General features: G+C 40.2%; 21 protein-coding genes. 14 read left to right on the top strand and 7 right to left on the bottom strand.

Annotation, left to right across the window (positions count from 1 at the left end; translation table 11 throughout):
- Positions 1–59 precede the first annotated feature (59 nt).
- The 14 genes from MTT29_RS08900 (at position 60) to MTT29_RS08835 (ending at position 12,142) form a co-directional block, all read left to right on the top strand.
- Positions 60–344, top strand: a complete 285-nt coding sequence (locus MTT29_RS08900; RefSeq protein ID WP_002942606.1) for an NADH-quinone oxidoreductase subunit I — start codon at positions 60–62, stop codon at positions 342–344.
- 102 nt (positions 345–446) lie between these two features.
- A complete protein-coding gene (gene ndk / locus MTT29_RS08895) occupies positions 447–860 on the top strand; it encodes a nucleoside-diphosphate kinase (protein ID WP_002942517.1) in 414 nt (137 codons plus the stop codon).
- 14 nt (positions 861–874) lie between these two features.
- Positions 875–1,234: a hypothetical protein gene (locus MTT29_RS08890; RefSeq protein ID WP_103571456.1), complete on the top strand. Its 360-nt coding sequence runs from the start codon at positions 875–877 to the stop codon at positions 1,232–1,234.
- 11 nt (positions 1,235–1,245) lie between these two features.
- Entirely contained in the window at positions 1,246–1,392 is a 147-nt protein-coding gene (gene rpmF, locus MTT29_RS08885; RefSeq protein ID WP_002942540.1) for a 50S ribosomal protein L32, read from the top strand.
- 3 nt (positions 1,393–1,395) lie between these two features.
- Positions 1,396–2,385, top strand: a complete 990-nt coding sequence (plsX, locus tag MTT29_RS08880) for a phosphate acyltransferase PlsX (RefSeq protein WP_429800378.1) — start codon at positions 1,396–1,398, stop codon at positions 2,383–2,385.
- A 3-nt stretch (positions 2,386–2,388) separates the two neighbouring features.
- The gene (locus MTT29_RS08875; RefSeq protein WP_429800377.1) at positions 2,389–3,393 is read left to right on the top strand and encodes a beta-ketoacyl-ACP synthase III; all 1,005 of its coding nucleotides are present in this window, start codon (positions 2,389–2,391) and stop codon (positions 3,391–3,393) included.
- 197 nt (positions 3,394–3,590) lie between these two features.
- Positions 3,591–4,190, top strand: a complete 600-nt coding sequence (locus MTT29_RS08870; RefSeq protein WP_021086863.1) for a peroxiredoxin — start codon at positions 3,591–3,593, stop codon at positions 4,188–4,190.
- A gap of 122 nt (positions 4,191–4,312) precedes the next feature.
- Positions 4,313–5,395 carry a PilZ domain-containing protein gene (locus tag MTT29_RS08865; protein WP_429800376.1) on the top strand — a complete coding sequence of 361 codons (1,083 nt, stop codon included), beginning with the start codon at positions 4,313–4,315 and terminating at the stop codon, positions 5,393–5,395.
- A gap of 8 nt (positions 5,396–5,403) precedes the next feature.
- Positions 5,404–7,692, top strand: a complete 2,289-nt coding sequence (locus MTT29_RS08860; RefSeq protein WP_429800375.1) for a helicase HerA domain-containing protein — start codon at positions 5,404–5,406, stop codon at positions 7,690–7,692.
- A gap of 59 nt (positions 7,693–7,751) precedes the next feature.
- The gene (gene plsY / locus MTT29_RS08855; RefSeq protein ID WP_429800374.1) at positions 7,752–8,363 is read left to right on the top strand and encodes a glycerol-3-phosphate 1-O-acyltransferase PlsY; all 612 of its coding nucleotides are present in this window, start codon (positions 7,752–7,754) and stop codon (positions 8,361–8,363) included.
- Entirely contained in the window at positions 8,360–8,686 is a 327-nt protein-coding gene (locus MTT29_RS08850; RefSeq protein ID WP_012001302.1) for a dihydroneopterin aldolase, read from the top strand. The genes plsY and MTT29_RS08850 overlap by 4 nt, the downstream gene beginning before the upstream one ends.
- A 76-nt stretch (positions 8,687–8,762) precedes the next feature.
- Positions 8,763–9,434, top strand: coding sequence for a homeostatic response regulator transcription factor HsrA (gene hsrA / locus MTT29_RS08845; protein ID WP_002942555.1), 672 nt, complete (start codon positions 8,763–8,765; stop codon positions 9,432–9,434).
- Between the two features lie 38 nt (positions 9,435–9,472).
- Positions 9,473–10,690 (top strand): sensor histidine kinase, encoded by a 1,218-nt coding sequence (locus MTT29_RS08840; RefSeq protein ID WP_429800471.1) that lies wholly within the window; start codon positions 9,473–9,475, stop codon positions 10,688–10,690.
- A 3-nt stretch (positions 10,691–10,693) separates the two neighbouring features.
- Positions 10,694–12,142: a Ppx/GppA family phosphatase gene (locus MTT29_RS08835; RefSeq protein WP_429800373.1), complete on the top strand. Its 1,449-nt coding sequence runs from the start codon at positions 10,694–10,696 to the stop codon at positions 12,140–12,142.
- 571 nt (positions 12,143–12,713) lie between these two features.
- Here the strand turns inward: MTT29_RS08835 and MTT29_RS08830 are convergent.
- The 7 genes from MTT29_RS08830 to trpD all read right to left on the bottom strand — a co-directional run bounded on the left by MTT29_RS08830 (position 12,714) and on the right by trpD (position 18,531).
- Entirely contained in the window at positions 12,714–13,592 is an 879-nt protein-coding gene (locus MTT29_RS08830) for an excinuclease ABC subunit A (protein ID WP_429800372.1), read from the bottom strand.
- Positions 13,589–13,906, bottom strand: a complete 318-nt coding sequence (fliN, locus tag MTT29_RS08825; RefSeq protein WP_002942551.1) for a flagellar motor switch protein FliN — start codon at positions 13,904–13,906, stop codon at positions 13,589–13,591. The genes MTT29_RS08830 and fliN overlap by 4 nt, the downstream gene beginning before the upstream one ends.
- Entirely contained in the window at positions 13,903–14,322 is a 420-nt protein-coding gene (locus MTT29_RS08820) for a chemotaxis protein CheX (RefSeq protein WP_002942548.1), read from the bottom strand. The genes fliN and MTT29_RS08820 overlap by 4 nt, the downstream gene beginning before the upstream one ends.
- A gap of 77 nt (positions 14,323–14,399) precedes the next feature.
- The gene (gene trpA, locus MTT29_RS08815; protein WP_429800371.1) at positions 14,400–15,149 is read right to left on the bottom strand and encodes a tryptophan synthase subunit alpha; all 750 of its coding nucleotides are present in this window, start codon (positions 15,147–15,149) and stop codon (positions 14,400–14,402) included.
- Entirely contained in the window at positions 15,142–16,323 is a 1,182-nt protein-coding gene (gene trpB, locus MTT29_RS08810; protein ID WP_429800370.1) for a tryptophan synthase subunit beta, read from the bottom strand. The genes trpA and trpB overlap by 8 nt, the downstream gene beginning before the upstream one ends.
- Complete coding sequence (locus MTT29_RS08805) at positions 16,313–16,927, bottom strand: phosphoribosylanthranilate isomerase (RefSeq protein ID WP_429800369.1); 615 nt, start codon at positions 16,925–16,927, stop codon at positions 16,313–16,315. Before MTT29_RS08805 ends, trpB begins: the two co-directional genes overlap by 11 nt.
- On the bottom strand, positions 16,927–18,531 hold the full coding sequence (gene trpD / locus MTT29_RS08800) for an anthranilate phosphoribosyltransferase (RefSeq protein WP_429800368.1): 1,605 nt from the start codon (positions 18,529–18,531) through the stop codon (positions 16,927–16,929). Before trpD ends, MTT29_RS08805 begins: the two co-directional genes overlap by 1 nt.
- Between the last annotated feature and the right edge of the window lie 23 nt (positions 18,532–18,554).

Raw genomic sequence — 18,554 nt, 5'->3', positions numbered from 1 at the left:
TTATATCATTTTCAGTTTTTTTTGATATTCTACGCCAAAATTTTATTTAAGGAGAAAAAATGTCTGTAAAAATAACCGATATATGCATAAGCTGTGGTTCATGCATCGATGAGTGCCCAGTTTCAGCTATTGTTGATGATAGCGATAACCCAACTGGAGCAGATACATACTATGTTTATTCAAACAAATGCGTTGAGTGCGTAGGCTACAACGATGAGCCAGCCTGTGCATCTGCCTGTCCAACTGATGGCTGCATCGTTTGGGATGCCGTAGTAGCAGGACAACCTTCACGTGACCAAATCGGTGCTGACGCTCGCACTGGCAGCACTCCAGTTATCCAATAAATTTACAAATTTTAGGCTCAAATTTGAGCCTATTTTATTTTTAAGCTTTATTTGATATAATTGCCAACTTCATTTAAATAACCTAAATTTTAAGGAAAATTTATGCAAAGAACACTTTCTATTATTAAGCCTGACGCTGTTAAGAAAAATGTTGTTGGAAAGATTATAGATAGATTTGAAAGCAATGGCTTAAGAATCGCAGCTGCAAAGAAAATCAAACTTAGCAAATGCGATGCAAAAGCATTTTATGCAGTTCATAAAGATAGACCTTTCTTCAACGATCTAGTTGATTTTATGGTAAGCGGACCAGTTGTGGTTATGGTTTTAGAGGGCGAAAATGCAGTTGCTAAAAACCGCGAGCTAATGGGTGCAACTAACCCAAAAGAAGCAGCTCCTGGCACTATTAGAGCTGATTTTGCTGATAGCATTGATGCAAATGCGGTTCACGGAAGTGACAGCCTAGAAAACGCTGTAAATGAGATAAATTTCTTCTTTGCTTCAAGAGAAATTTGCTAATTTTGGACTAAAATTTGATTATTCCGTTTTCTAAAATAGCAAACAAAGAGATAAACTTTGAGCTAGTAAGAAATAATGATCTAATTTTTAGTGGAATTTTAAAAAGAAAAGACCCTTTTTTGGTAAAATGTCAAGGCACTATAAAGGGCGAGATAAAATATATTTGTGATCGATGCGGTGATGAATTTATGTTGCCTATCGATCAAGACGTAGAGCTAAATTTAAGTGATGGTGTCTATAAAGACAGAGAAAATGAGCTTAGCGATACGGTTGAATTTTTTGATGGCAATATTGATTTAAAAGAAGTTTTTGAAAGTGAGCTAGAAGCTTTTAAGAGCGATTATTTTTATTGTGAAAAATGTAAAAATTTATAAAGGAGAGTAAAATGGCAGTACCAAAGCGTAGAGTGAGTCATTCTCGTGCAGCAAAACGTAGAACACATTACAAAGTTACACTTCCAGTGCCTGTAAAAGACAAAGATGGTTCTTGGAAAATGCCTCACCGCATAAACAAAACAACAGGTGAATACTAAAATATGATTCGCATTGCTATTGATGCTATGGGTGGTGATTTTGGTGCAGAGCCTATAATATCTGGCGTTATCGAAGCACTGAAAGAGGCAGAATTTAAAGCTGTATTAGTTGGCGATAGCAATGCCATAAAACCACTCATCCCACAACCCTATTTAAAAAATATAGAATTTATAGAAGCTACTGAAGTCATCTCTATGGCTGACGGAGCCACAGACGCGCTAAAAAGAAAAGATAGTACGATCTACAAAGCTGTTGAGCTTTTAAAAGAAAAAGAAGTCGATGCTGTCGTTTCTGCTGGTCACAGCGGTGCTACTATGAGCTTAGCTACATTAAGAGTTGGTAGATTAAAAAATGTATCTCGTCCAGCGATCGCAACACTTATGCCTAATTCAAAAGAGACAGCTACTTTGGTTTTGGATGTTGGCGCAAATGTTGATTGCAGAAGCGAACACTTGTTTCAATTTGCCATAATGGGTGAAGCCTACGCAAAAGAAATTTTAGGTAGGAAAGCCCCAAAAGTCGGTCTTTTATCAAATGGCGAAGAAGAGAGCAAAGGCAACGAGGTCAGCAAAGAGGCTTTTAAACTAGTTTCTAGACTTGATAGCTTTGTTGGAAACGCGGAAGGCAATCAAATTTTTGATGGCAGCATTGATGTAATGGTTTGTGACGGTTTTATGGGAAATATCCTATTAAAAACGAGCGAAGGCGTTGCTGATGCCATAGGCAAGATCATCAAAAAGCAAGTCAAAAAATCACCCCTTGCTATGGCTGGATCGGTGCTTATGAGAAAAGTTTTCAAAACTCTAAAAAAACAGGTTAGCTACGATGAGTACGGCGGTGCTCCGCTTCTTGGCGTAAATGGCTGCGTCATCATAAGTCACGGCAAAAGCAACTCAAAAGCTATAAAAAATGCAATCTTTCAAGCAATTAAATTTGCTAATTCGAATATAAATAAAGTTATAGAAGAAGAACTTTCACACTTTGCAAGGTAAAATATGCCAAAAGCTTCATTGATCTCCATTGCGTCATATGTCCCAGAAAAAATTTTAACAAATTTTGATTTTGAAAAAATGGTCGATACGAGCGATGAGTGGATAGTAAAGCGAACTGGCATAGAACAAAGACACATTGCAACGACTGAGATAACAAGCGACCTTGGCACAAAAGCTGCCGAGCTAGCTATAAAACGCTCAGGACTTGAAAAATCACAAATCGATGCGGTGATATGCGCTACGATATCTCCAGATCATCTTTGCATGCCTTCAACAGCTTGTAAGATAGCTGCAAATTTAGGTTTAAATTTTGGCATTACAGCTTTTGATATAAGTGCGGCTTGCACGGGTTTTATCTATCTTTTAGAGCTTGCAAATTCCCTTGTTACAAGTGGTGCTAAGAAAAATGTTTTGATCATAGGAGCTGAAAAACTAAGCTCGATGATCGACTACACAGATAGAAGCACTTGCATACTTTTTGGTGACGGAGCTGGTGCTGCTGTGATAAGTGCGAGCGAAGAAAACGAGATCATTGACATCCACACTGCAAGCGACGGCAGACAGGCTGAGCTTTTGATAACTCCAGGATGTGGCAGTGCATTTCCAGCTAGCGAAGAGACGCTAAAAAATAGGCTAAATTTCATCCACATGAGCGGAAATGAGGTCTTTAAGATAGCAGTTCAAACGCTTAGCAAAAGCGTGATAGAAATTTTACACGCAAACAAAATGCAAAGCGAAGATATCGACTTTTTCATACCTCATCAAGCAAATATCAGGATAATAGACGCTGTAAAAAATAGGTTAAATTTCACCGACGAGCAGTGCGTTTTGACGGTTGCAAAATATGGCAACACAAGCTCTGCTTCGATCCCAATGGCGATGAATGATGCTTACGAGGATGGACGCATCAAAAATGGCTCTATTTTGCTTCTTGATGCATTTGGCGGTGGCTTTACTTGGGGTTCTGCGATACTAAAATTTGGCGGTAGAAATTTTAGCGATCTGTAATTAATCGCTTCTATACCCAAAACACTAAATTTAATAAAATTTCTACAACATCTTCTATAAATTTTTAAAAATTTCCATTCATTTTCAAATGCATATTAAAATTACAATGTTTTAAATTTCTAGATCTATTTAATTAGAATTTAAATTTTTATGGATATAATTTCGCAATCAATAAAATTTATTATTAAGGAGAAAATATGTTAGTAACAAAAAAAGCACCTGACTTTACAGCTGCAGCAGTTTTAGGAAACAATCAAATTGTAAATGATTTCAACCTTTACAAAAATATCGGCGAAAAGGGCGCTGTTGTCTTCTTCTACCCAATGGACTTTACATTTGTTTGCCCAAGCGAGATCATCGCATTTGATAAAAGATATGACGAGTTCAAGTCGCGTGGTATCGAAGTTATCGCAGTTTCTTGCGACAACCAGTTCTCACACTTTGCATGGAAAGAGACTCCAGTAAATAAAGGCGGTATCGGCAAAGTTCGCTTCCCAATCGTAGCTGACATGACAAAATCAATCGCTCGTGGCTTTGACGTACTTCTAGAAGACGCTGGCGTAGCACTTCGCGGATCATTCCTACTTGACAAAGACGGCACAGTTCGCCACGCAGTTATAAATGACCTACCACTTGGCAGAAACATCGACGAGATGATCAGAATGGTAGATACTATGCTATTTACAAATGAGCACGGCGAAGTTTGCCCAGCTGGCTGGCACAAAGGTGATTCTGGTATGAAACCAAGTACTGAAGGTGTTGCTGACTACCTTTCACACAACGAAAGCAAACTATAATTATTCAAATTTCTAGGCAGCTTTGCCTAGAAATTCTCTCTCTACACAAATTTAAATATTTTTTTAATATAACTTTATATATGATAGCGATGTTTTAATAAATAACCTTTTTTGGAGACCCCATGGAGTTTAAGGGCAGGCAAGAACTTGTCGAAAATTGCGAGGATTGCATACTTGGTTTAAGAGCTAAATTTATAGATGAGGGCATCAAATTTTGCAGACAATTAACCCTTGTAGTACCGCACGAGCAGATGAAAATTTGCCTTGAGAGTATCTTTGACGCGCTACTCATCCAAAAACCAAATGCCACACAAATTCGCGACGACTTAAACAGCCTAATACCAAAACTAAACGCAAAAGACGAGCTGATAAATTTCTTGCTCTTAAATTTGACACTAAATTTTAGTCATGCCTGCGACAATGCAGTCTATGTGGGATATTTTGTAAATGCCGTCTCAAGGTTGAAAGAAATTTTATATAACGCCGAAAATCATCAAGAGACCACAGTAAAAGAGATGATCGATACTGGCTCATTTTTCTACGAAGATCCGATCAACACATTTACACGCATGAAAAACGCCAAGGTCCGCCCTGAATTTTTAAATTTATACGACGGACTAAATATAAAATACGAAGCCGAAATTTTAGAGGTTAAAGAAGATAGTGTCGTTTTTCGCGTAGATATGATGCAAATTTTAGCCATGAAGCAAGATGGCAAGGGCTTTATCCTACCAAATAGCTTCTTCTCAAAGCAACTTCGCGCCGACATCATCGACTACAATATCGCCGATAAAAGCGTCACTCTTTCAAATTTCTCGCGCACAGCGACCATGCATGCAAACAAGAGAAAATTCCAGCGCGTCTTACCAAACCGCTTTACCAAAATTTCTCTAAAAGGAGAGCAAGGCGAGCTTGTTGGCAGCCTTTACGACATCTCAGAGGGCGGCATAAGTATATTGAGCTCACAAGCTACAAATTTTAAAGACGGCGAAGAGCTTGAGGCAAATTTTGACATCATGCTCTCACCAGATGAAGTAAAAAACGTATCTTTAAAGCTAAGGCTCGTTACTGAGCTAGCATACAAGGGCTACATCAGATACTGCATGCAGCTAGTTGATGATGACAAAACGATAAAAGACTTCACGCAAAAGCGCGTCAAAGAGACACTTGACGAGCTTCGCTCACGCATAAATTTATACGAATAAGGCAATTAGTGAAAACCATACAAGAAAATTTAAAACTTTTTTACATCGGACTAAAAGACAAAGAGCCATTTTTTTATAAAAACAAGGACCTAACCACCCACGCAGCCATTATCGGTATGACTGGAAGCGGCAAAACAGGTCTTGGCATCACGCTTTTAGAAGAGGCCTGCATAGACAACATCCCCTCTATCATCATCGATCCAAAGGGCGATATCACAAATTTAGCCCTCACCTTTCCGCAGATGAGGCCGGAGGATTTTTTACCATACGTCGATGAAGCAGAAGCGGCAAACAAAGGTCAAAGCGTAGAGGAATTTGCCGCCTCTCAGGCCGAGCTTTGGAGAAACGGCATAGAGTCTAGCTTTCAAGACCTTGAGCGCGTAAAAATTTTAAAAGATAGCGCTAGCTTTAACATCTACACACCAAAAAGCTCATCTGGCATAGGCGTGGCGCTACTTAGCGACTTTGCTTGTCCTAATATTAGTGACGAGGAAATTTTTAGCAACTATATAAATTCGCTAGCAGCCTCGGTGTTATCGCTTATTGGCATGAGTTCTGAGGATATGAGCTCAAAAGAACAGCTGCTAATATCCACTATATTTGAGAGCAAATTTAAAGAGCAAAAAGACGTCAGCATCGAAGAGCTCATAAATTTCATAGCAAATCCGCCGTTTAAAAAGATAGGCGTTTTTGACGTGGATACCTTCTATCCAAGCAGTGAGCGCCTAAAGCTTGCCATGAAGATAAACGCACTCATCGCAAGTCCAAGCTTTAAGGGCTGGACGCAGGGCGTTAGACTTGAAATTTCAAAGATGCTTTTTGACGAAAACGGCAAAGCAAAGTGCAACATCTTTACGATCTCACACCTAAATGACGCTGAGAGGATGTTTTTTGTCACCCTTTTACTAAACGAGATCATCGCGTGGATGCGTGGCACAGAGGGCACTAGCTCACTTAGAGCGATCCTATATATGGATGAAATTTTTGGCTTTTTTCCGCCAAACGCAAATCCTCCGTCAAAAACGCCTATGCTCACGCTCTTAAAACAGGCTCGTGCATTTGGTCTTGGCTGCGTTTTAAGCACGCAAAACCCAGTCGATCTTGACTACAAAGGCCTTAGCAACATCGGCACTTGGTTCATCGGCCGCCTCCAAACAGCGCAGGACAAAGCCCGCGTGATCGACGGCCTAAGCGGCATAGCAGGCTCAAGCTTAGACAAAGCCTCGCTTGAGAGCCTCATATCAAATTTAGCCAAAAGAAATTTCTTACTCAAAAATATAAACGAGGACGGCCTAAACGTCATCTCCACACGCTGGGCACTTAGCTATCTAAAAGGCCCGCTCAGCCGCGAGCAAATTTCAAATTTGATGAAAGATAAAAAAGAAAATTTAAGCACCCAAAATGTAGATAAAAGCGAGATGAAATTTAGCGCAAAACCTATCATATCAAGTGCAATCACGCAGCTTTATGCTAACTCAAAAAACCTCACACCAAATTTACTAGCAAGCGCAAAAGTGAGAATTTATGACGCTAAAAAGGGCATAGACAGCGTTTGTGAGGTGAGCTATCTTTACGAGCTTAGTGAAAACGACAAAGAGCCAAACTGGAGCGAGGCTAGCGAAGGCATGCACGTTGATGCGAGCGAAAATGAGCCAAGCGGCGCAAGCTTTGCTACTGTGCCAAATTTCATAACGAGTGCTAAAAATTTTGACGCTTTAGAGAAAGATTTTAAAGAGTTTTTGTATAGAAATTTCAAATTTAACACCTTTGAAGCGATGGGAATTTACTCAAAAGAAAACGAGTCAAAAGAGGAGTTTTTCATAAGACTTCAAGATAAGTGCAATGAAATTTTAGAGGAGCAAACCGCAAAGCTCACGGCTAAATTTGAAAAAGAGCAAAAAAGCTTGCAAGATAAGCTAAACAAAGCCCTTGCAAAGCTTGATAAAGAGCAAAAAGAGATGACCACAAGCGGCCTTGATGCTGCTATAAATATAGGCGCAAGCATATTTGGAGCGATATTTGGTAACAAGCTCTTATCTCGCCAAAACGCCGGCAAGATCGCATCAAGTGCAAGAAGCGCAAACAAGGTCTTAAAAGAGCGAAGCGACGTCAAGCTTAGCGAGCAAAGCGTAAATGATATAAATTTGGCCATAAGCGAGCTTGAGGAGAAATTTGCACAAGAGTGCGATGCGCTAAAAGAGGCAAATGATATTAAAAACATCACGATAAATGAAACGCAAATTTCGCCAAAGAAAAGCGATATCTACGACGAAAAAGTCGTGCTTTTGTGGAGATGATTTATAAAAAAATTAGAATTTTTTTAATATCATTTCTCTTTAAATTTAAAAGGTAAAATATGCAAAATTTAATACTTTATGCCATTAGCTACCTGCTTGGCAGCATCCCATCTGGGCTCATACTAGCAAAAATTTTTGGACATGTTGATATAAAAAACGAAGGTAGCAAAAGCATAGGTGCGACAAATGTTTTAAGGGTTTTAAAACAAACTAACCCAAAACTCGCCAAAAAGCTAGCCATTTTAACCGTAGTTTGTGACGTGTTAAAGGGCGTTTTGCCACTCATCATAGCCTCTTTGCTTGGAGCTAGCCAAAGCGTGCTTTGGACGATGGCGGTTTTAAGTGTTGCGGGGCATTGTTTTTCTATATTTTTGGGCTTTCAAGGCGGCAAAGGCGTAGCAACCGGAGCTGGCGTACTCGCATTTTTCTTACCAGTTGAGATAATAATCGCTCTTGTCGTTTGGTTTTTGGTTGGTAAGTTTTTAAAGATAAGCTCTCTAGCCTCGCTATGCGCGCTGATAGCTCTCATCACATCAAGCTTCATCATCCACCCAGAGCTTGATGAAATTTACACTCACGCGCCGATCCTTATCATCGCATTTTTGGTAGTTTATAAGCACATACCAAACATCGTTCGCCTGCTTTCAGGCAAGGAGCAAAAAGTCATATGAAAAGTGAAATAACAACGATTATTAAGGATTATAAATTTCAAACCGTCATCGGAATGTTTGACTTTGAGCGAGTTGCAAAGCAAGAAGTAAAAGTAAGCTTAGAATTTCGCTCGACTAGCTTGATTGATTATGTTTTGGTGGCTGATTTTATAAAAGAATTTTACAATGAAATGAAATTTCAAAGCGTAGAGGAATCACTGGAAGCAACCTGCAAAGCGCTAAAAGAGAGGTTTAGCTCGCTTACTAGCTTGGATATGGAGATTTTAAAAACCGAGATTTTACCAAATGCAATTGTTGGTGCAAAAATCAGCACTATTTTTTAAAAATTTATTAAAGTATCTTGAAATATTTCTTAATTTATGATACAATCGACCATAAATTTTAGTTTAAGGAAAAGAAATGCGTATTTTAATAGTAGAAGACGAAGTAACGCTAAATAAGACGATTGCTGAGGGGTTGCAAGAGTTTGGTTATCAGACAGATAGCTCTGAAAATTTTAAAGACGCTGAGTACTACATCGGTATCAGAAACTACGACCTAGTTTTGACTGACTGGATGCTTCAAGATGGTGACGGCGTTGATCTTATAAACATTATAAAACATAAATCTCCACGCACCTCAGTTGTAGTTCTTTCTGCAAAAGACGACAAAGAGAGCGAGATAAAAGCACTTAGAGCTGGCGCTGATGACTACATCAAAAAGCCATTTGATTTTGACATTTTAGTAGCTAGACTAGAGGCTAGACTACGCTTTGGCGGCACAAATATCATCAAGATAGACGAGCTTATCATCAACCCTGATGAAGAGAAGATCACATATCTTGGCCGCGACATCGAGCTAAAAGGCAAGCCATTTGAGGTATTAACTCACCTTGCAAGACATTCAGATCAGATCGTATCTAAAGAGCAACTACTTGACGCTATCTGGGAAGAGCCAGAGCTTGTAACTCCAAACGTTATTGAGGTTGCTATCAACCAAATCCGCCAAAAAATGGACAAACCGCTAAATATTTCGACAATAGAAACTGTTAGAAGACGCGGATATAGATTTTGCTTTCCCAAAAAAGCTTAAGAAATAGATTTATACTGCAATTAGCATCTGGTGCGATGATGCTAATTGCCGTTGTTTCGGTGATGCTCTATCACTACATAAGAGTCACCGTTTTTCAAAGTGTAGTTAGCGAGCTAAACCAGCAAGCCATATCTTACAAAAACAATCCTCAAAATTTTAATCCAAACAATCTAAAAACTTTTACTATAGAAATCCCAAACAAAACTCTAGCCACCATAAAAGCAGGCGAGCTTAAAGGCGAAAAGCCCTACCTCGTGATGCAAAAGATCAAAGATGAGAGCACAACCACACTAACAACAAGGCTAGATGAAAGCAACTACTTAGTCCTCGAAAAGGATACCACTCTTCAAAGCCAGATAGTAGAAGAAATTTTTATAGATATTATAATCGTAAATGTCACAGCGATACTTTTGGTGCTATTTTACGCACTATTTTTATCAAGAATGCTTTTAATACCTATAAAAATTTTAAGTCACAAGCTTACAAATTTAGATGAGAAATTTCTAAAAGAGATCGATATCAAAAGCCTGCCAGATGAGTTTTTGCCACTTGGTAACAGCATAAATAGACTGATCTCTCGCATACAAACTTTCGTTTTATACCAAAAAGAGCTCTTTGTAGGCGTTGCTCACGAGCTAAAGACGCCACTTGCCGTTATGAAAACCAAAAACGAAGTGACACTTTTAAAACCAAGAGATAGCGAAAAATACATAGAAGCGCTAAAATCAAACAACGAAGCGATCAACGGCATGAACGCTATGATAGGCTCAGTCCTTGAGATCGGTCGTCAAGAGGGCGCGCAGTTTGAAGAGCCAGTAAATACCGATGTGATCGCATTTTTAAAAAAACTAGGTAAAAATTACGAAGTGCTCGCAAAAGGTGAAGAAAAAAATCTCGCACTCGACCTAAAACCAGAAATTTTAAATCTCAACATCCAAACTAGCCTACTAACTCACATCATGCAAAATTTCGTCCAAAATGCTATCAAATTTTCTCCAAAAAATAGCACCATTACGATTAGCTCAAGGCTTGAAAAGAGCAAATTTATCATCAAAGTAACCGATGAAGGCGTAGGTATAGACGAGAGCAAGGACTTGTTTGCTCCATTTAAAAGATACGGCAACAAAGGCGGTGCTGGACTTGGACTATTTCTCGCAAAAGGTGCAGCACAGGCACTTGGCGCTGAGATATCTATCAAAAATAGAGAGGGTGCAAACGGAGCAGTTGCAAGCCTCGTTTTAAATTTAAAAGGATAAAAAATGGCAAAGAGAACCGCAGTGATCGATCTTGGCTCAAATTCTATGCGTATGGCGATATTTGAGCGCACGTCACGCTTAGCATTTTTTATACTAGCTGAATACAAAACCAAAGTGCGACTAGGCGAAGGCGGTTACGGCTCAAACAACGAAATTTCAGAAGCTTCAATGCAAAAAGCGATCAAAGCTTTTAGCGAATTTGATAACATCATAAAAAGCTATAAATGCTCTAAAGTCCTATGTGTCGGCACTTCAGCGCTTAGAGATGCTCCAAACTCAGGCGTTTTAATCTCGCTTTTAAGAAAAAAACTTGGCATAAATTTAAAAGTTATTGACGGCAAGGAGGAGGCCACTTTTGGAGCGATAGCAGCTAAAAATTTGCTTCATAATCTAGCTGAATGCGTCACTATCGACATCGGCGGAGGCTCAACTGAGCTTGCCAGGATAAGTAACGGCAAGATAGTCGATGTCCTCTCGCTTGATATAGGCACAGTGAGGCTAAAAGAGCTATTTTTTGATAAGAAAAATTTAAACAAACTACCAAAATTTCTGTCGCAGATCACGGCGCAGATAGATGAGCGATTTAAGTGTCCGAATTTAATAGCGATCGGCGGCTCTTTAAGAGCGATCTCATCGGCCATAATGAGCAAAAATTTATATCCGCTCTCATCGCTTCACGGCTTTTGCTACAAGCTTAGCGACGAACAAGCCTACATCGAGAGCATCGCAAACGTTAGCGTGCTTGAACTAAATAAATTTCCTATAAAAAAAGATAGATATGACACCATCAGAGAGGGTGCGCATATATTTTTAGCCCTTGCCAAGGCGCTAAACGCCAAAAACGTCATCACAAGTGGCGTTGGTGTAAGAGAGGGCGTCTTTTTAAAAGACTTTTTGCGTCCAAGTCTTAAATTTCCAGAAAATTTCAATCCAAGCGTAAAAAGCCTGCAAGATCGCTTCATCCTCTCTTGCAACAAAGCCGTGGCAAGATACGCAAAGGATATCTTTGTGGCGCTTAAAAAGCTTCATGGACTAAATGATAGCTATCTTGAGACACTGCTAATTGCCGCAAAGCTCCACAACGTCGGTCAAGAGATAGGCTTTTACGGCGATCACAAAAACTCAGCCTATATCATACTAAATGCCCTAAACTACGGCTTTTCACATGAGCAAAAGGCACTGATAGCCGCAGTAATTGGCACAAACGGCAAGAAAAATATTTATGAGTTTGAAAAGTATAAAAATTTATTACCAAAGGCTGAGTGTGTAAGGTGGCTAAGCTTCATCCTTGCGCTAGCCAAGGCACTTGATATAACCTGCGAGAAGCTAAATTTGAGCTTTGAGTTTAGCGGCCACACACTAAAAATAGAGGGCGCAAAAGAATTTGCCATGGCAAAAGAAGAGATAAAAAAGATCGCAAAACCTGAAATTTTCGCCATTTCGTTTGTGTAGGGTAAAAGTAGCTGACAATTTTAAAAAAACGCTAGTGTATTTGGGCAAATTTTAAAATTTCATGAACGAGTAATTTCGGTTCTAAAATTTGAGCTAAGCTGCAAACGAAGCTAAATTTTAGTAGTCAACTCTTGCGAGTGAGTGAGATTTTAAAATTTTGTAAAGACAGCTTGATTAAGTTTATAAATTTCTTTTTATCCAAAAGGGAGACAAGGGGACTTGAATTACGAGGCCGTCCCCTTATCCCCCTTTTAAAATCCCCCAATCCCCTCGCACGTTCAAAGTGCATGCGTCAGTGCTGAAGCACTGCATGCGGTTAAAAAAATACGATAAATTTTAAAATTTCATGAACGAGTAATTTCGGCTCTGATTTTAGTGGCAAGCTTTGCGAGACCTAAAATCAGTAGTCAACTCTTGCGAGTGAATGAAGTTTTAAAATTTACGAAAGATCTTTATTTAAAGGTGAGAAAGGTCTCAAATTTTACTTCGCAGGCTAGCAACTTCATGGCGGATACGAAGCCGCTTTTAAAATTTGCGAAAACACTTTTCTAAATTTAGTAGCGAAGTGAGACTAAAATTCCCCGCTCATTTTATCTTTGTAGTTATTTAGGCTATTTTGGCGCTCTTGTAAAAATGAACCAAGTTTTTTCTTATTTTCTTCAAAGAAAACAGCGAAGTCTTGCTCGTTTTGGATCTTATCCTCGCCAAAGCTATCAAGCATGACGTTTGAGCTACCAACTATCACTAGATAGCGCCTATTTTCGTGGCTTAGAAGCATTAGCTTGTTTGTGCGGTCAAGATATTTTTCATAGATGATATTGACGCCACTATTTTGGTTTTTAAGTAGCCAGTTCATCGACTTTGTGTCGTTTTGTGGTTGATTTTGTGGCGTTTTGAACCCGCTAAAATCACTACTTTTTGAAGTGATATATCTTTTAAAAACATATAAAAATATAAGAAGTGCGATGAGCACACTTAGGACGATGAAGTATCTCGAATCAATATTAACCATAGGTTCATTTTCTGTCTTTGGCGTGCTAGCAGTTTCTATCTTTGCGCTTGCTTGAGGCATATTTTGCACCTGCGTTTTTGTGTTTTTTAGTGTTACGCGGATGCGAAGTCCGAAGCTGTCAGTTGTCTTTGAAGCATTTACGATGATCGCATCGTTTGATCGTAAATTTAAGACCAAGGAGTTTTGCTTTGGCTCTATCTCTAGCTCTTGAATGATCTTTGAGTTTATGTCCTTGCTCGCGCTTTGATCGTAGCTTAGAGAATTTAGTATCAAAGAGGTCGTATCTTTTTCTCGCTTTTGAAAGATATTGCCCTCATACGGCGCATCAAAGCTAAGCATGATATCAACCCTGTCAGTGCGCTCATAGATGTTGTATGTTAGCAAGTTTGAGGCAAAGATCTGCGTAGCAAAAAGCACAAAAAATAGTACAAATTTCATAAAAGTTCTTTTTTGAAGTACTGAATAACTGACTTTGAGTCCAAAATTTCATTTATCCTGATGGCTAAATTTTTCTCATAAACCATTACTTCGCCTTTTCCAAAAATTCTATTATTTATATATAGCTCCACGCTCTCGCCAGCTGGTTTTTCGAGGTCTATTACCGAGCCAGCTTCAAATTTCAAAAGCTCATTTATGCTAACTGTGGTAGTTCCTAGCTCAGCTATAAAATCAACGCTTATATCCATAAGCTCGTCATAGCTCTTGAAAAGCCCTAGCTGTTCTAGTGTCTCTATCGCACCTTCGTCGTTCATTGTATCTTGTAGCCTATTTGAAATGTTCTATTTTTTATCTTATATATAAATTTCTCTTTTAGCTTTATGCCAAAATTCTCAACCTCGCCTAAAAACTCAGGCGTTCCAAGCTTATAAGCATTTGGCTCTTTTTCATTTAGTAGATTTTTAGCCTTGCCGATGATCTGATTGGCTATCTCTTTGCAAAGATCGTCCAGATCGCCACCATCAACATCTTCGTGACCAAAAAAGGCATTCATGAAAATTTTTAAAGTATCTTTTTTAAAAAATAGATAAAACTGATACTCACTTTTGCCCTTATAAACTGGTATGCTAGCCCCGTAAAATCCTTTACCAAGGCTCTTGCCAAACTCTAAATCCAACCCCAAAGTATCCTTGCAAAGATAGCTTGTGGCTTCATCTATAACTTTTCTCATATCTCTTCCTTAAGACTTGAAATGCGCGTTAATTATACTTTGGCTTTACTAAATTAGCTATAAATTTATTAAGCATTTTAAAAGAGTTTATCGACCTCTTTAACCAGCTCTTTTCCACTAAATTTGGCGCAAAGCTTGACTATTTGCGTGCCTATGATCGCAGCGTCAGCATATTTTTTCACTTCACTAACATCATCTTTGTTTTTGATGCCAAAGCCCACAGCCACTGGCAGATCGCTCTTTTTCTTAAGCTCTAGGACTAAATTTTTTATCCTATCTTCATCAGCTCTTTTTGAACCGCTAACGCCGATAGCACCTAGCACGTAGATAAATCCTGAGCCAAATTTCAAAATTCCATCCGCCCTGCCCCCAGAGGTGACGCTGATAAGTGGCACAAGGCATAAATTTAGCTCCTTACATTTTAGAGCAAATTCCTCGCACTCCTCACAAGGCAGATCCGGCACGATAAAGCCGCTCACTCCAGCTTCACATGATCTTTTTAGAAATTTATCAACGCCATAAGCAAAGATGATGTTGTAATAAACTAGAAAAACAAGTGGCTTTGTCACTTTTGCCTTGCAGCCTTCAAGCATATCAAAGACAACGTCGGTATTTACGCCACTTTGAGCTGTCTCAAAGCTAGCTTGCGCGATGAGTTTGCCATCAGCCAGCGGGTCAGAGTATGGGATGCCGATCTCAAGCAGATCAAGCGTGCTCTCATCTAAATTTTCTAAAAATTCCTTAGTTTTCTCTAGGCTTGGATATCCAGCCACGATGTAGCCGATGTTTGCCTTTTTGCCGTTAAATGCGCTTCTAACCTTATCCATAAATTTTTCCTTTTTCGTAGCCGATGACTGTGTTTATGTCCTTATCGCCCCTGCCTGAGACATTTACGACGATGACGCTTTTTTTATCAAGTTTTGGGCAAAGCTTCTCCAGATACGCCACCGCATGCGCGCTCTCGATGGCTGGGATGATACCCTCCATCTTACTTAAAAAATACAAGGCATTTATGCACTCATCGTCGGTCACGGCTTCGTATTTTACCCTTTTGATGTCATTTAGATGGGCGTGCTCTGGGCCGATGCCTGGGTAGTCAAGGCCTGCTGAGATGCTATGCACTGGCGAGATCATGCCGTATTCATCTTGTAAGACCGTCGTTTTCATGCCGTGGATGATGCCGGTTTTGCCTTTGCTAAGCGTAGCTGCGTGATAAGGCGTATCTATGCCAAGGCCGCCAGCTTCTATACCTACTAAATTTACGCTCTTATCGTCCAAAAACGCACTAAAAATGCCAATGGCATTACTGCCACCGCCAACACATGCGATGACGTAGTCGGCCTTTTTGCCATACTCTGCAAGCTGGGTCTTAGCCTCCGTGCCGATGATGCTTTGAAAGTCACGCACAATCTTTGGATATGGGTGTGGGCCAACGGCTGAGCCAATGACGTAAAATGCGCTCTCTATCTCATTTACCCACGCTTGTATGGCCGCCGTGGTCGCCTCTTTTAGCGTTTTTAAGCCATCTTCTACACTCACCACCTTTGCGCCAAGAAGCTGCATGCGAAAGGCATTTAGCTGCTGTCTAGCAACGTCTGTTGCGCCCATATACACATCACAATCTAAGCCTAAAAGTGCCGCTGCAGTCGCTGTTGCCACGCCGTGCTGACCAGCTCCAGTCTCAGCTAAAATTTTCTTTTTACCCATTTTTTTAGCAAGCAACGCTTGAGCTAGGGCGTTATTTATCTTGTGCGCGCCAGTGTGGTTTAGATCCTCTCTTTTTAGGTAAATTTCATGTCCGTAGTGCTCGCTTAAGCGCTTTGCAAAAAAGAGCGGACTAGGCCTGCCAACATAGTTTTTCAAAAGATCATCAAGCTCGTCTTTAAACTCTTTTGTCTTTGCGATGCTCTCATAAGCATTTTCTAGCTCATCAAGGGCAAACATCACCGTCTCAGGCACGAACTGCCCGCCAAATTTTCCAAAATATGCTTTAGTGTTCATCTTCTACCTCACCTATGATCTTTAAAATTCTCTCTATCTTTCGCGCATCTTTTATGCCGTTTTCGTCCTCGACTTTGGAGTTGATATCGACTAGGTATGGCTTAAATTTGAGCGCCTCTTTTATATTGTGCTCGCCTATGCCCCCAGCCATGCCAAATTTAAACTTAACCTCTTTTAAAATTTCCCACTCAAAGCTGGTGCCATTTCCGCCAGCATTTTCGCCCTTGCAGTCAAAAAGCGCCATGTCAAAATGCTTAAAATCAACCTCTGGCAAGCTATCTTTCACGCTAAAAACCTGCCAAATCTCAAGCCCCATATCTTTTAAATTTGCATGCAAATTTTCGCTCACCACTCCATGCACCTGAGCGACGTCAAGCTCCGCAAACTGGCAAATTTCCATTATCTCACAATCACTTTGCAAAGCAAAAACACCAACTACTTTTTTGCCCTTGCTGTGAGCAAATTTCGCTATCTGCCTAGCTAAATTTAGCTCGACCTTTCTTTTACTTTTGGCAAATATTAGCCCGATAAAATCAACATCCAAAGCGCAAACCGCACTTGCCTCATCTAGCGTCTTGATGCCACAAATTTTAACTAGCGCCATTACGCCTGCGCCTTTATAAACTCTTCATAAAATTTATACGCCTTGCCAGAATTTATCGCCTCAAGCACCATTTTTTTGGCCTCGTCTGGGCTCTTTGCCCCATCAGCTGCGTAGAGGGCAAACATCGCATTAAAGACCACGATGTCAAATTTTGCCCCATGCTCCTCGCCTTTTAGCGTGCGTATCAAGGTTTTGGCGTTTTCTTCAGGTGTGCCACCCTCGATATCGCTGTGAAGCACTCTTTTAAAGCCAAACTGCTCTGGCGTGATGCTATACTCAAAAATTTCGCCATTTTTTAGCTCCACAACGCTTGTTTCACTGCAAAGCGTGATCTCGTCTAGTCCGTCATCGCCGCGGACGACCAAAGCATGCTTTCTACCAAGGATCTTAAGCGTCTGGGCGTAGAGTTTTAGCACTGGCTTATGATAGACACCAACTAGCTGGTTTGTAAGGTTTAAATTTGGATTTAAAAGAGGTCCGAGCACGTTAAATACGGTCCTTATGCCAAGTCTTTGGCGCACCTCTCTCACCTCGCCAACTAGTGGGTGGAAAAATGGCGCGTGGAAAAAGGCTAAATTTTTACTAGCTAAATTTTCACGCTGTTTTGCCAGTGATTTTTCACTTTTTACGCCTAAAATTTCAAGCACATCAGAGCTGCCTGACTTGCTTGAGACGGCCTTGTTGCCGTGTTTTGCGACCTTTATGCCAAGACTTGCAAGGATAAAAGCAACTGTAGTTGAGATATTTATCGTCTTAAAGCCATCGCCTCCAGTGCCACAAAGATCGATCATAGGCGTATCGTCGCGGTAAGTTTGCGAGTATTTTAGGATATTTTTTGCAAGCGCTGCAAGGCTTTTTGGGTATAAGCTCTTTTCGCTAATTAGCACCAAAAGGGCTGAGAGCTGCACGATCTCGTACTCTTTGCTGGCTATTATCTCGCAAATTTGCTCAAAGTCGCTATCATCAAGTGGGATGTTTTCTTGAAGCTTGATAAGATATGGTTTAAATGAGCGTGTTTTTGGCTCTTTTACCTCATCTTTTGCTTTGAAATTTACAAAATTTTCAACGATCTTTTTGCCGTATTGTGTGAAGTAGCTTTCAGGGTGAAACTGGATGCCAAAGATCGGCTTATCTTTTACGCTAAGTGCCATGACTACGCCATCATCGCTCACCGCATCAGCGCTTAAGCTAGCTGGGAGCTCATCGACATAGAGCGAGTGGTAGCGCATAACCTCAAAGCGCTCAGGCAGCCCTGCAAAGAGCGGCTCTTTGTTTTTCACGTCGATAAACGAGGTCTTGCCGTGAAGCGGGTCATCTAGTCTTTTTATCTTTGCACCGTAACTAAGTCCTATGGCTTGGTGTCCAAGACAGATGCCAAGCACCGGCATGCCAAGGTCTGCTTTTAAAATTTCTAAGCAAACTCCGCTATCTTTTGGGTGCTTTGGTCCTGGGCTTAGGATGATCTTACTTGGGTTTAGTTTTTTGATCTCTTCAAGCGTTATCTTGTCATTTCTAACACATCTAACCTCTTCGCTGGTGAGCTCTTTTACGTACTGCTCGACGTTGAAGACAAAACTATCGTAGTTATCTATAAGTAAAATCAATCTCTATCCTTTTAAATTTAGCG

It is taken from the genome of Campylobacter concisus (genome assembly GCF_050447485.1).
GTDB lineage: Bacteria > Campylobacterota > Campylobacteria > Campylobacterales > Campylobacteraceae > Campylobacter_A > Campylobacter_A concisus_BQ.
The sequence above is the reverse complement of the archived record's forward strand: the minus strand, read 5'-3'. Positions and strand labels throughout refer to the sequence as shown.

Bases quoted from the DNA above. Each gene is read 5' to 3' on its own strand.
- MTT29_RS08900 (WP_002942606.1), top strand. From the start codon at position 60: ATGTCTGTAAAAATAACCGATATATGCATAAGCTGTGGTTCATGCATC.
- ndk (WP_002942517.1), top strand. From the start codon at position 447: ATGCAAAGAACACTTTCTATTATTAAGCCTGACGCTGTTAAGAAAAAT.
- rpmF (WP_002942540.1), top strand. From the start codon at position 1,246: ATGGCAGTACCAAAGCGTAGAGTGAGTCATTCTCGTGCAGCAAAACGT.
- plsX (WP_429800378.1), top strand. From the start codon at position 1,396: ATGATTCGCATTGCTATTGATGCTATGGGTGGTGATTTTGGTGCAGAG.
- MTT29_RS08875 (WP_429800377.1), top strand. From the start codon at position 2,389: ATGCCAAAAGCTTCATTGATCTCCATTGCGTCATATGTCCCAGAAAAA.
- MTT29_RS08870 (WP_021086863.1), top strand. From the start codon at position 3,591: ATGTTAGTAACAAAAAAAGCACCTGACTTTACAGCTGCAGCAGTTTTA.
- MTT29_RS08865 (WP_429800376.1), top strand. From the start codon at position 4,313: ATGGAGTTTAAGGGCAGGCAAGAACTTGTCGAAAATTGCGAGGATTGC.
- plsY (WP_429800374.1), top strand. From the start codon at position 7,752: ATGCAAAATTTAATACTTTATGCCATTAGCTACCTGCTTGGCAGCATC.
- MTT29_RS08850 (WP_012001302.1), top strand. From the start codon at position 8,360: ATGAAAAGTGAAATAACAACGATTATTAAGGATTATAAATTTCAAACC.
- hsrA (WP_002942555.1), top strand. From the start codon at position 8,763: ATGCGTATTTTAATAGTAGAAGACGAAGTAACGCTAAATAAGACGATT.
- MTT29_RS08840 (WP_429800471.1), top strand. From the start codon at position 9,473: ATGCTAATTGCCGTTGTTTCGGTGATGCTCTATCACTACATAAGAGTC.
- MTT29_RS08835 (WP_429800373.1), top strand. From the start codon at position 10,694: ATGGCAAAGAGAACCGCAGTGATCGATCTTGGCTCAAATTCTATGCGT.
- MTT29_RS08830 (WP_429800372.1), bottom strand. From the start codon at position 13,592: ATGAAATTTGTACTATTTTTTGTGCTTTTTGCTACGCAGATCTTTGCC.
- fliN (WP_002942551.1), bottom strand. From the start codon at position 13,906: ATGAACGACGAAGGTGCGATAGAGACACTAGAACAGCTAGGGCTTTTC.
- MTT29_RS08820 (WP_002942548.1), bottom strand. From the start codon at position 14,322: ATGAGAAAAGTTATAGATGAAGCCACAAGCTATCTTTGCAAGGATACT.
- trpA (WP_429800371.1), bottom strand. From the start codon at position 15,149: ATGGATAAGGTTAGAAGCGCATTTAACGGCAAAAAGGCAAACATCGGC.
- trpB (WP_429800370.1), bottom strand. From the start codon at position 16,323: ATGAACACTAAAGCATATTTTGGAAAATTTGGCGGGCAGTTCGTGCCT.
- MTT29_RS08805 (WP_429800369.1), bottom strand. From the start codon at position 16,927: ATGGCGCTAGTTAAAATTTGTGGCATCAAGACGCTAGATGAGGCAAGT.